Genomic DNA, 12,817 nt, shown 5'->3' with positions numbered 1-12,817 from the left:
TGGACCCGGCCGGTCACCTCACGCGTTCGTACGGGTACGCTGCGTCTGCCCGCCGGCCAGCCGGCTGTGCGAGCGGCCGTACCCGAAGTAGATGATCAGGCCCAGCACCATCCAGACGGCGAACCGCAGCCAGGTCTCGACGGTCAGGTTGAGCATCAGCCACAGCGAGGCGCACACCGAGAGCACCGGCACCAGCGGCACCCACGGAGTGCGGAAGGAACGCGGCAGGTCGGGGCGGGTGCGGCGGAGCACCGTCACGCCGATCGCGACGACCACGAAGGCGAACAGGGTGCCGATGTTGACCATCTCCTCCAGCTGGCCGACCGTGAAGAACCCGGCGATCAGCGCGACGGCCAGGCCCAGCAGCAAAGTGGTGCGGTAGGGCGTGCCGAACTTGGGATGGACCACGGAGAAGGCGCGCGGCAGCAGGCCGTCACGGCTCATGGCGAAGAACACCCGGGTCTGGCCGAGCAGCAGGATCAGCACCACCGAGGTGAGGCCGACGGCCGCGCCGAAGCTGATGGTGCCCGCCCAGAAGGGGGCGCCGACGGCCTTGAAGGCACTTGCGAGCGGCGCGGAGGTGTCCAGCGAGGAATATTTCTGCATCCCGGTGACGACCAGCGAGACGGCCACGTAGAGCACCGTGCACACCAGCAGCGAGCCGAGGATGCCGCGGGGCATGTCGCGCTGCGGGTTGCGGGTCTCCTCGGCGGCGGTGGCCACGATGTCGAAGCCGATGAAGGCGAAGAAGACCACGGCCGCGGCGGAGAAGATGCCCATCACGCCGAAGGACGAGGGCGTGAACCCGAAGAGCACCTGCACCAGCGGCGCGTGCAGGTCGGAACTGCCCGCCGGGTTGGGCTTCGACGGCGGCAGGAAGGGGTGGTAGTTGCTGCCGGTGACGTAGAACAGCCCGGCGAAGATCACCATCAGCACCACGGTGACCTTGACCGCGACCACCAGGCCGGTGACCCGGGCGGACAGTTTCATCCCGGCCATCACGACGCCGGTGAGCACCAGGACCAGGGCGGCGGCCAGGATGTCGAAGCCGAACTTCCCGTTCTGGTGGCTGAGCGCGGCGGGCACGTGCACCCCGACGTGCGAGAGCAGTTCGGCGACGTAGCCGGACCAGCCGCCGGCCACCACGCCCGCGCCGAGCGCGAGCTCCAGCACCAGGTCCCAGCCGATGATCCAGGCCGGCAGTTCGCCGATGGAGGCGTACGAGAAGGTGTACGCGGAGCCGGCGACCGGCACGGTGGAGGCGAACTCGGCGTAGCACAGGCCGGCCAGGCCGCACGCGATGGCGGAGGCGACGAAGGCCAGGGCGACGGCCGGGCCCGCGTACTGCTTGGCGACCGTGCCGGTGACCACGAAGATGCCGGTGCCGACGATGACGCCGACGCCGTAGACCACCAGGTCGACCACGGACAGCTCGCGGCGCAGCCGCTGGCCGGGCTCCTGGGTGTCGGCGATGGACTGCTCGATGCTCTTGGTGCGCAGCAGCCCGCCCGGACCGCCGCCGGGGCCGCCGCCCCGGCCCCCGCTCGTGCGCGTGTCGGTCTGCACGCCCAATCCCGGTCACCTCCGGTCGTTCCGGGCCGCCCGTACGGCGCCCCGTGTCACTGCACTGCGGAGGGTCGCCTGACCCGGAAAGGCGCGCCTACGCCTGCGCCCGCGGCGCGCGGGGTCCACTCGTACGGGTGGCCCCGCGAACACGCGGGCGCAGGTCACGGCGAAGGTGCACCGATCGGGCGGCGCAGGATCGGCCGGGCGGATCAGTCGCGGGCGACACCCGCGCCGTCGCCGGCCGGGTCGTCCTCGTCGGCGAACCGGGCGTCGAGGGTGGCTACCAGGCCGGTGACCTGGCGGGCGATGTCCGGGGCGGTCAGGCCGACCGTGGCCATGACGTCCTTGCGGGAGCCGTGGGCCAGGAACTCCTGGGGGATGCCGAAGTCGCGCAGCGGCACGTCCACCTCGGCGTCGCGCAGTGCCTGGGCGATGGTGGCGCCGACGCCGCCGACCCGGCCGTTGTCCTCGACGGTGACCACGACGCGGTGGCGGGCGGCGAGCTTGGGCAGTTCGGGGTCGACCGGCTTGACCCAGCGCGGGTCGACCACGGTGGTGGTGATGCCCTGGGCGTCCAGCAGTCCGGCGATCTCCAGGCACATCGGGGCGAGCGCGCCCACCGACACCAGCAGCACGTCGTGCTGCCGGGCCGACGGGCCCGACGCGTCCGCCCGGTCCGGCCCGCCCTCGGGGGCCCGCAGCAGGTCCATGCCGCCGACCTGGCCGACGGCCGGCACCGCCGGGCCGACCGCGCCCTTGGAGTAGCGCACCACGGTCGGCGCGTCGTCCACCTCGACGGCCTCGCGGAGCTGGGCGCGCACCTGGTCCGCGTCGCGCGGGGCGGCGATCCGCAGGCCCGGGACGACCTGAAGGATCGACATGTCCCACATGCCGTTGTGCGAGGCGCCGTCGCTGCCGGTGACGCCGGCCCGGTCGAGGACGAAGGTGACGCCGCACTTGTGCAGCGCCACGTCCATCAGCACCTGGTCGAAGGCCCGGTTGAGGAAGGTGGCGTAGACCGCGACCACCGGGTGCAGGCCGCCGGTGGCCAGACCCGCGGCCGATACGGCGGCATGCTGCTCGGCGATGCCGACGTCGTACACCCGGTGCGGGAACTCCTTGGCGAACTTGGTCAGGCCCACCGGGTGCAGCATGGCGGCGGTGATGGCCACGATGTCGGTGCGTTCCCGGCCGAGTTCGACCATCTCGTCGCCGAACACCGAGGTCCAGTCGGCGCCGGCCGCGGCGATCGGCAGGCCGGTGTCCGGGTGGATGGGGGCGATGCCGTGGAAGCGGTCGATCTCGTCCTGCTCGGCGGGGGTGTAGCCGCGGCCCTTCTCGGTGATGCAGTGCACGATGACCGGGCCGCGGAACCGCTTGGCGCGCTGGAGGGCGGACTCCACGGCCTCGATGTCGTGGCCGTCGATCGGGCCGACGTACTTCAGGCCGAGGTCCTCGAACATGCCCTGCGGGGTGATGAAGTCCTTCAGGCCCTTCTTGGCGCCGTGCAGCGTCTCGTAGAGCGGCCGGCCGATCAGCGGGGTCCGCTCCAGCACCTCGCGGGTGCGGGCGAGGAACTGCTCGTAGCCGTCGGTGGTGCGCAGGGTGGCCAGGTGGTTGGCGAGGCCGCCGATGGTCGGTGAGTACGACCACTCGTTGTCGTTGACGACGATGACCAGCGGGCGTTCCTTCGCGGCGGCGATGTTGTTCAGCGCCTCCCAGGCCATGCCGCCGGTCAGGGCGCCGTCACCGATGACCGCGGCCACGTAGGTGTCGCGGCCGAGCAGCTCGTTGGCCTTGGCCAGGCCGTCGGCCCAGCCCAGCACGGTGGAGGCGTGGCTGTTCTCGATCACGTCGTGCTCGGACTCGGCGCGCGAGGGGTAGCCGGACAGGCCGCCGGTGCCCTTGAGCCGGCTGAAGTCCTGGCGGCCGGTCAGCAGCTTGTGCACGTAGGACTGGTGCCCGGTGTCCCACAGGATCCGGTCCTGCGGCGACTCGAAGACCCGGTGCAGCGCGATGGTCAGCTCCACCACGCCCAGGTTCGGCCCGAGGTGACCGCCGGTCTTGGAAACCGCGTCGACGAGGAAGGCCCGGACCTCGGCCGCGAGCTCCACGAGCTGCTGCTGGCTGAGCCGGTCGAGGTCACGGGGTCCGTTGATACGGGTCAGCAGTGCCACCCGTTCCTCCTGATGCGCTCTCGGTTCTGTTCCCTGCGGCCGCTCGCCGCCCTGCGGTACGTGCGGTCCGCTGGGCGGTGCACGATCTGCTGAGTCTAATCCGCAGGAAACCGCCGGGCGCTCCCGGATGGTCCGAGAGCGCCCGGCGGCTTGGTGCGTGGGTGTGTCGCGCGCGGCTCGCGGGGGTACGGGCCGCGAGCGCCCGTCACGCGCGGCCGGAGGCCTTCTGCGTACGGCGGGCCACCGAGTCGATGACGACGGCGGCCAGCAGCACCGCGCCGGTGATCATGTACTGGATGGACTGGTTCATGTTGAGCAGGTCCAGACCGGTCTGGATGGACTGGATGACCAGCATGCCCAGCAGCGCGGACCACACGTTGCCGCGGCCGCCGAAGAGGCTGGTGCCGCCGATGACCGCGGCGGCGATGGCGAGCATCAGCAGGTTGCCCTGACCGGCCTGCAGGGTGGCCGTGTAGGTCTGGGCGGCCAGGAACAGACCGCCCAGGGAGGAGAAGAAGCCGGCGATGGCGAACACCGAGATGCGGACCGCGGCCACGCTGATACCGGCGCGGCGGGCGGCCTCGATGCTGCCGCCGACCGCGAAGACCTTGCGGCCGAAGGTGGTGCGGCGCAGCACGAAGTCGCAGATGACCAGGGCGACCAGGAAGATCACCAGCGCGTTGGGCACGCCGGAGGACTTGTTGAGCACGAACGCGGCGACGTAGGCGACCACGGCCAGCGCGACGGTGCGCAGCACGATCTCGCTGGTGGGCCGGTACGGCACGTTCGCCCGGCGGCGCCGGGTCTGGTCGACCAGCGAACCGAGCAGCAGGGCGGCCACGCCGACGGTGGCCAGGACGTACGCGCCGGCGATCGACTGGTTCATGAAGAACGACCGCTGGCCCAGGATGTGCAGCGGGCCGGTGTCGGCGATCGAGAGGCTGCCGGTGGAGCCGAGCAGCCACAGCATCAGACCGTTCCAGCCGAGGTTGCCGGCCAGGGTGACGACGAACGCCGGGACGCCGATCTTGGCGAAGAAGAAGCCGTGCACGGCGCCGATGCCGGCACCGATGGCCAGCGTCATCAGGGCCGCCAGCCACGGGTTGATGCCGTGTGTGGTGGCGAAGATGGCGAACAGCGCGGACGACAGGCCGGACACCGAGGCGACCGACAGGTCGATCTCACCGAGCAGCAGGACGAACACCAGGCCGGCGGCGATCATGCCGGTGCCGGACAGGAAGAAGCTGATGTTGACCATGTTGGACGAGCTCAGGAACAAGCTGTCCTTCACCTGGAAGATGGTCCAGATGATGATCAGGCCGACGATGACGGGCAGGGAGCCCAGTTCACCGCCCTTCAGCTTGCGCTGGAACTCGGTGATGTAGCCCTTGAAGCCCTGCTCGCGCACGAGCAGTCGCGGGTCGATCGCGGCCACCGTGGCCGGCGGGACCTCCTCCGCCGGCGTACCGCCGCCGGGCTTGGAGGTGTCGATCGTGCTCTTGTCGCTGCTCACTTGGCCGCCTCCGCGTTGCGCGCCTGCCGACGGGTCACGGCGTTGTCCGAGGCACCGGTGATCGCGGCGATGATCTGTTCGTTCGTGGTCTCCTTCACGGCGAAGGAACCGTTGTTCTTGCCCAGCCGCAGCACGTGGACGGTGTCCGCGACGGCCATGACGTCGGCCATGTTGTGGCTGATGAGGATGACGCCGAGGCCGCGCTCGCGCAGCCGCTCGACCAGGTCGAGGACCTGGGCGGTCTGCTCCACGCCGAGGGCGGCGGTGGGCTCGTCGAGGATGACCACCTTGGGCTCACCGATCAGGGCGCGGGCGATGGCCACGACCTGGCGCTGACCGCCGGAGAGGCTGGCGATCGGGATCCGCACGCTGGGGATGCGGATCGAAAGGGTGTTCAGCAGTTCCCGGGAGCGCTTTTCCATCGAGACCTCGTCGAGGCTGCCGAAGCGCAGCAACTCCCGGCCGAGGAACAGGTTGCCGACCACATCGAGGTTGTCGCACAGCGCGAGGTCCTGGTAGACCGTGGCCACCCCGAGGTGCTGGGCGTCCTGCGGGCGGACGATCGAAACCGCCTTGCCCTCCCACTCGATGACCCCGTCGTCGACGGGGTGAACCCCGGCAATCGTCTTGACCAGGGTGGACTTACCGGCACCGTTGTCACCCACGAGGGCGACCACTTCTCCGGCGTGGACCTCCAGTTCGACATCGGTGAGGGCCTGGACCGCACCGAATCGCTTGGAGACTCCGCGCAACGCCAGCACGGGCGTAGCGGACACGTGAACCATCTCCTTCGCCGCCTGACCGGCGGGGATGCACAAAGCTCAGAATTACAAAGTCTGGGGGCAGGGGTAAGCCCCCTGCACGAACTGCGAGAACCCGTAAGCGTTTCCGTCCGGTACCCCGCCCCGGCAGCGGGGTGGATTGAGTGGAGCGGGGTACCGGACAGGCTTACGGGTGGTGGTGCTTACTGGATGCCGAGCGTCTTGCAGACGGAGGCGTACTGGCCGGTGCACAGCTGCGCCGGGGTGTACAGACCGTCCTTGATGACAGTGTCCTTGATGTTGTCCTTGGTCACCGAGGTGGCCGGCAGCAGCTTGGCGGGAACGGTCTGGCCGGAGCCGCTGGTGGCGGTGGTGTCCGCGACGGACTTGAAGTCCTTGCCCTCGAGCAGGTCCACGGCGATCTCGGCGGTGGCGTCGGCCTCCGGCTTGTACGCCTTGTAGATCGTGGCGGTCTGCTGGCCCACCAGGATGCGCTGCAGGCCCGCGAGTTCGGCGTCCTGACCGGTCAGCGGGACGCTGATGCCCGCGCCCTTCAGGGCGGTGGCGATACCACCGGCCATGCCGTCGTTGGCGGAGTAGACACCGGCGATGTTCGCCTTGCCGAGCTGGGTGATCGCGGCGGTCACCTTCTGGTTGGCGACGGTGTCCTTCCACAGGCCGGACTGCTCGTAGGCGATGTCGACCTTGCCGTCCAGGACCTTGTGGGCACCGGACTTGAAGAGCGCGGCGTTCGGGTCGGCCGGGTCACCGTCGATCATCACGATCTTGGACTTCGGGGTGGCCTTCGGGCCGAGGGCGGTCAGCAGCGCCTGGCCCTGCAGCTCGCCGATCTTCTCGTTGTCGTAACTGACGTACGCGGAGATCGGGCCCTGGGCGAGGCGGTCGTAGGCGACGACCTTGATACCCTTGTCGGTCGCGGCCTGGATCGAGGACTGGATACCGACCGAGTCCTGGGCGTCGACGATAAGGACCTTGACGCCCTTGGTGATCATGCTGTTGACCTGCTGGGCCTGCTTCTGCGGGTCCCCGGCGGCGTTGTCGTAGCTGACCGTGCAGTCCGCGCACAGTTCCTTGATCTTGGCCTCGATCAGGGGCTTGTCGAACTTCTCGTACCGGGTGGTGGCGTTCTCCGGCAGGAGGAGGCCGATCGACTTCGCGCCGGTGCTGCCGCCGTTGCTGCTGGAGCTGGAGCTGGAGCCCGACGACGCCTTGTCGCCGCCGCCGGCCTTGCCGCACGCGGCCACGGAGATCATCGAGAGCGACACGATGGCCGTTCCTACGACGATTCGACGCGTCATTGCGTTCATGTGAGGTTGCCTCCCTGACAGGGCCGCAACACCGCGGCCGAGGTGGATGCGAGTCAACTCCGGCTGACGCCATGTCGTCAAGAAGTAAACACTTAACGAGATGGCAACGGCGCGTTTCGTTAGCTGTGTGAACGCTCAGTTATGCTGAAAACGCGGGCGTGTCCACCTGTGCGTTACCGTCCAGCAGCGTGGAGTCACCCATTTCGGACAGCACGAGGGCCAGTGCGCCGAGCACCTCGGCTCTCGCGCCGAGCGCGCCGGGCACCACCGAGAGCCGCTGCGCCGCGCTCGGTATGGCGTAGCGCGACACCGACTCCCTGATCGGCCCGAGCACCAACTCCCCTGCCTCCGCGAGGTCTCCGCCGAGCACGATCCGGCTGGGGTTGAGGATGTTGCACAGGCTCGCCACGCCCATGCCGATGTGCCGGCCGACGTCGCCGATCACCCGGCGGCAGCCCGGGTCGCCCTCGCGGGCGAGCTGCACCATCCGCGGCACGGTCAGGCCGTCGCCGTGGCTGCCGCGCAGCAGTTCCAGCACGTACCGGGCCGCGGTAAACGTTTCCAGGCAGCCGCGGTTGCCGCACCTGCACACCGGGCCGGATTCGTCAAGGGTGATGTGACCGATCTCACCCGCGGTGCCGCCCGGTCCGTGGTAGATCCTGCCGTCTATCACCAGCCCGGCGCCGACGCCGCTGGCCACCTTGATGTACGCCAGGTCCTTCACGCCGCGGCCGCCGCCCCAGACCAACTCGCCCAGCGCGCCGAGGTTGGCGTCGTTGTCCACCTGGACCGGGACCCCGAGCCGGTCGGACAGTTCCTGGCGCGGGTTGATGCCGCTCCAGCCGGGGAGGATCGCGGTCGAACCCAGCGTCCCGGACTCCACGTCTATCGGGCCGGGCACGCCGAGGCCGACGCCCAGCACCTTGTCCGACTGGATACCGGTGGACTCCACCAGCCGGGCCACGAGTTGCTCGGCCCGGTCGAAGCCTTCCGACGCCGACGCGTCGACGTCGATCGGCTCGGACTGCTCGGCCAGCACCTGGTGGGCGAGGTTGCCGACGGCGACCCTCAGGTGGGAGTGGCCGAAATCCACGCCGACGACAATGCCGGCGTCCCCGGACAAAGCCACGCTGCGGGCCCGCCGACCGCCCGAGGAGGTCGGCGTGACCTGCACCGTTCCGTTGTCCCGCAGCTCGCGGACGATATTGGACACCGTCGCGGCCGACAGACCGGTGCTCCGTGCGATCTCCGCCTGGGTCAGCGAGCCGGCCAGCCGTACGGCCCGCACGACCCGCTCCAGGTTGGCCCGGTGCAGTGATGACTGCGATCCCGGAGTCTCCACGACATCCACTCCTGCCCGGCAGCCGGGACGTGCCCGACTGCCCGCACGGGACGGGACCCGGCCGGTATCAGTAGTGCCACACCAGTGAGACCCCGTCGTCTACAACATGTGAACTCTAAGTTGAGTGTTTGGGGTGATGTCCCGTCAAGGGGGAGAGCCACACCGTTATGGGTTTCGGCCGCGGGGAACGCCCCGGAGCGGCCCCGCGTGATCCGCGGAGCCGCTCCGGTTCGCCGTGATGCGTCCTGTTTTGGTGCCGCTACTTGAGGGTGCCCGCGGTGAGGCCCGCCTGCACCTGCCGCTGGAAGGAAAGGTAGACGACCAGCACCGGGATCATGGCGATCGTCATGCCGGCGAACAGGGCCGGCATGTCGCCGGCGTAGCCCTGCTGGAGCGCGAGGTTCATCAGGCCCTGGGTGAGCACCGAGTGGTCGTGGTCGGTCCCGCTCTGCTTCTGCATCAAGGTCAGTGGCAGGATGTACTGGTTCCACTGGCCCAGGACGTTGAAGATCCCCACGCTGAGCAGGCCCGCGCGCGCCATCGGCAGCATCACCTGGAAGAAGGCCCGGGTGTGCGAACAGCCGTCGATCATGGCGGCTTCGTGCACGGCCGTCGGCAGCGTGCGGAAGAAGGAGTGCATGAAGAAGACGGTGAACGGCAGCGAGTAGGCGACGTACACCAGGATCAGGCCCTGGTAGGTGTTGAGCATGCCGAGGTTCTTGACCATGAAGAACAGCGGCACCAGCGCCAGGTAGACCGGGAACATCGCGCCGGCCACGAACAAGTAGTAGAGGAATCGGTTGCCGCGGAACTCGTAGCGGGCGAGCACGTAGGCCGCCATCGAGCCGAGCAGCATGGTCAGCGTGACGGAGAAGACCATCACGATCACGGTGTGCAGCAGGAAGCTGCCGATGCCCTTGTCCCAGGCGCGGTGGAAGACGCTCAGGGACCAGTGGTGCGGCCAGGCCCAGGCACTGCCGCCGATCTGCGCGTCGGTCTTGAAGGAGCTCAGCACGATCCACACCAGCGGCAGGACGACCATGATCGCCCACACCGCCAGGAAGCCGTGCGAGAAGACGTTCAGCACCGCTCCGCTGTCGCCGAAGCGTGACTCCTTGCCGGGCCCGCGGACCGGGGCGGGGGTCGGGGCGTCGGGCGCGCCGGGGGCGGCCGGTTCCGTGGTGGTGGTACTCATCTCGCGCCCCCGGTCAGAACTCGATGCGCTCGCGCCGGGTGACCCGGAGCGTGACGATGGACAGGATCAGGGTGAGGAAGAGGATCACGACGCCCATGGCGCACGCGTAGCCGCTCTTGCCGCTGTAGAGGAAGTTGCGCATCAGGTACGTGGACAGCACTTCGCTGTGGTAATCCGGCCCGCCGCCGTACGCCACACCCGGCGTCAGCGAGGAGACCAGCGCGAAGGCGTCCATCGCGGCGATGGCCAGATAGACCCAGGCGGTCTGGATGCTGTCCCACAGCAGCGGCATGGTGACCTTGAAGAAGGTCTGCCCGCGGCCGGCGCCGTCCAGCAGCGCGGCCTCGTAGATGTCCTTGGGGATGGACTGCATGGCCGCGGAGAACAGCACCAGGTAGAAGCCCACGCCCGACCAGACCAGGATGGCCAGGATGCACCACAGCACCAGGTTCGGGTCATTGAGCCACTCGATCGGGTTGTTCTTGTCCTCCAGGCCCAGCTTCACCAGGACGCCGTTGAGCAGGCCGGCGCTGTCGCTGCGGTAGACCGCCTCGAACAGCACCGCCAGGATCGCCACCGAGAGCACCTGCGGGAAGAAGAAGACCACCCGGTAGAACGCCGAGCCGCGCACGCCGGTCACGCCGCCGGTGCCGCCGCGCCCGCCGACGTTGAGCAGGAAGGCGAAGAACAGCGCCAGCAGGATGGTGATCACCGGCAGGAAGATCAGCAGCAGGACGTTGTGCCACAGCGCCTTGCGGAACACGTCGTCGGAGAACAGCGTCGTGTAGTTCTTGAAGCCGATGATGTCGAACTTCTGCGACTCGCCCGACCAGTTGGTGAACGAGTAGCCGAAGGTCTGGATGTACGGCCACAGCACCAGGAGCGCGTACAGGCCGACCGGGACGATGAGGAATCCCACGATGAAGGGGTATTTGCTGTTTCTCATGGCTGCTGGCCCTGCTCCGCTCTGCTGCTGCTGTCCGGCCTGAGCGGTGGCGCCGCGCGGCCCGCGGGGCGCCACCGCTCCTCGTGGTCAGGCGTTCTTCTTGGCCTTGACGGTGGCCGCCTTGGTGCGCTTCAGCCACTCGTCGGGCTTGATGCGGTTGGCCATCAGCTCCGAGCTCGCGTTGCCCATGTCGACGTCGAGCGAGCTGAAGGCCTGCAGGTAGGTCGGGTTGAACACGTTGGTGCCGGCGGCGGTCAGCGCGGTCACGGTGGACTTGGTGCCGGGCCGCAGCTGCACGTCCGGGCCGATGCCGTCCTTGAGCACCGACAGGGAGTTGGCGCTCTGCGCGAAGGCGGTGGCACCGGACTTGCTCAGCATGTAGCGCATGAACTCCAGGCCGCCGGCCACGTTCGCGGCCTTCTTGGGCACGATGAACGGCTCGTTGGCGCCGCCGCGGATGGCCTCGAACGGCAGCTTGTCGCCGGGCAGCGAGGGCATCGGCATGAACGTCATCTCGAAGTCCGAGGGGGTGGCCTTGAGCTGCTCGTTCTCCAGCCAGGCGCCACAGGGGATGAACGCGGCCTTGTACTGGTTCCAGGCGGTCTGCGACTCGATGTGGGTCATGCCGTTGGTGCCGGGCAGCAGGTAGTTCTTCGAGACGATCTCGTAGATCGCGTTGATGGCCTGCTTGGCGGCGTCGTCGTCCCAGACGGTCTCGTCGGCGTTGTCCAGCCGGGTCAGCCAGTCGATGCCGCCGTGCTTGACCGCCAGGTCGACGATCGCGACGTTGATGTAGTACGGGTACTTGCCCTGGTGGGCGAAGGGCGAGATGCCGGCCTTCTTGATCTCGCCGCCGAGCGAGATGAAGTCCGCCCAGGTCTTGGGCGCGGTCCAGCCGTGCTGCTTGAACAGCTTGTTCGAGTACCACAGGCCGAAGACCGTGTACACGTACTGAAGGGTGACGAACTGGCCGCCGATGGTGCCCAGTTCGACGGTGCCCGGCATCAGGGTGTCGCGCACCTTCTTGCTCGGGTCGTCCAGGGAGGGCGCGTCGAGCAGCGGGGTGAGGTCGGTGAGCTGGCCGGCCTTCTGCAGCACGTCCAGCTTGATCTGGGCGTTGCCGGAGTCGTCCACGACGTCCGGCGGGGTGCCGCCGTTGAGCCGGGGCTGGAGCAGGCCGGTGATGTTCTGGGTCGCGTTGTGCGACACCTTGGCGTTGGGGTACTTCTTCGAGTACAGGCCCTCGAACCGCTTGGCGTAGTCGTCGCCGAAGCCGCCCTTGAAGATCAGCACGTCCAGCGGCTTGGCGGGGTCCACGCCGAGCGGGTTGTCGGCGGACGTCGCGGTGGGCGTGGCGCTGCTGCTGTTGCTGGAGCTGTTGTCGTCGCCCCCGCTCGACGCGCAGGCGCTCAGCAGGCCGGCCGACGGAAGGGCCACCAGGCCCAGCGCCGCTGAACGCTTGACCAGATTCCGGCGGTTGATTTCGGATCCCATGCTCAAGTCCTCGCCTTCTCCAGGACTCATGCGGTGCAGCGGAATCCGCCGACGACCGCGAACAGTTGAAGCGTGAGTGATGCCGTACGTCCAGTGAGGCGAGGAACGATATCGAAAACGGACGGCGACGCCACCCGTTCACACCCCCGCGCGTCCCGCCCTCAGCGGGTTCCTTGGACGCGGACAGGTATAGTCCACTTGGCTCGGACAGGGCAAGATCGGAACCAGCGGGGTCGACAAGCTTTCCCGAGTTGAGACCTGTCTGAAACGTCGAGTCCGAATCGGTGGTGCAGGACCGGCCACGCGCCGCCGGCTCACCCCTCCGCACTCCTGCGCACCACTGCGCGCGCCCCCGTGACGGTCCGTCCGGCGGGCCCGCGCCCGGGCCCCCGCCACTCCCCCGCACCTACCCGCCGACGGCGGCGTACCCACCGACTGCGCCCCCGTCATTCGATTCCCTGTTCCCTTTTCCGGCCCCGGGGGATTCGCCGGCCG

General features: G+C 68.8%; 9 protein-coding genes. All 9 read right to left on the bottom strand.

The features are described from left to right. Window positions 1–18 precede the first annotated feature (18 nt). The 9 genes from ITX44_RS23035 to ngcE all read right to left on the bottom strand — a co-directional run bounded on the left by ITX44_RS23035 (window position 19) and on the right by ngcE (window position 12,322). Window positions 19–1,572 carry an amino acid permease gene (locus ITX44_RS23035; protein ID WP_372440973.1) on the bottom strand — a complete coding sequence of 518 codons (1,554 nt, stop codon included), beginning with the start codon at window positions 1,570–1,572 and terminating at the stop codon, window positions 19–21. Window positions 1,573–1,775: 203 nt separating this feature from the next. Beyond that, complete coding sequence (gene dxs, locus ITX44_RS23030) at window positions 1,776–3,743, bottom strand: 1-deoxy-D-xylulose-5-phosphate synthase (RefSeq protein WP_205359215.1); 1,968 nt, start codon at window positions 3,741–3,743, stop codon at window positions 1,776–1,778. A gap of 205 nt (window positions 3,744–3,948) precedes the next feature. Then, entirely contained in the window at window positions 3,949–5,235 is a 1,287-nt protein-coding gene (locus ITX44_RS23025; protein WP_307795446.1) for a sugar ABC transporter permease, read from the bottom strand. A gap of 17 nt (window positions 5,236–5,252) precedes the next feature. Then, window positions 5,253–6,041 (bottom strand): ATP-binding cassette domain-containing protein, encoded by a 789-nt coding sequence (locus ITX44_RS23020; RefSeq protein ID WP_205359213.1) that lies wholly within the window; start codon window positions 6,039–6,041, stop codon window positions 5,253–5,255. A gap of 179 nt (window positions 6,042–6,220) precedes the next feature. Continuing rightward, entirely contained in the window at window positions 6,221–7,345 is a 1,125-nt protein-coding gene (locus tag ITX44_RS23015; protein ID WP_205359212.1) for a sugar ABC transporter substrate-binding protein, read from the bottom strand. 139 nt (window positions 7,346–7,484) lie between these two features. Next, window positions 7,485–8,687 (bottom strand): ROK family transcriptional regulator, encoded by a 1,203-nt coding sequence (locus tag ITX44_RS23010; RefSeq protein ID WP_205359211.1) that lies wholly within the window; start codon window positions 8,685–8,687, stop codon window positions 7,485–7,487. A 259-nt stretch (window positions 8,688–8,946) separates the two neighbouring features. After that, on the bottom strand, window positions 8,947–9,882 hold the full coding sequence (locus ITX44_RS23005; RefSeq protein WP_205359210.1) for a carbohydrate ABC transporter permease: 936 nt from the start codon (window positions 9,880–9,882) through the stop codon (window positions 8,947–8,949). 13 nt (window positions 9,883–9,895) lie between these two features. Then, window positions 9,896–10,828 carry a carbohydrate ABC transporter permease gene (locus ITX44_RS23000; protein ID WP_205359209.1) on the bottom strand — a complete coding sequence of 311 codons (933 nt, stop codon included), beginning with the start codon at window positions 10,826–10,828 and terminating at the stop codon, window positions 9,896–9,898. Window positions 10,829–10,915: 87 nt separating this feature from the next. Next, complete coding sequence (gene ngcE / locus ITX44_RS22995; RefSeq protein WP_205359208.1) at window positions 10,916–12,322, bottom strand: N-acetylglucosamine/diacetylchitobiose ABC transporter substrate-binding protein; 1,407 nt, start codon at window positions 12,320–12,322, stop codon at window positions 10,916–10,918. Window positions 12,323–12,817: the final 495 nt, after the last annotated feature.

The sequence above is a fragment of the Actinacidiphila acididurans genome, assembly GCF_016918855.1.
In the GTDB taxonomy this organism is placed as follows: Bacteria; Actinomycetota; Actinomycetes; order Streptomycetales; family Streptomycetaceae; genus Actinacidiphila; species Actinacidiphila acididurans.
Note: the sequence above shows the minus strand (reverse complement) of the source record. Positions and strands in the feature narration are given on the sequence as shown.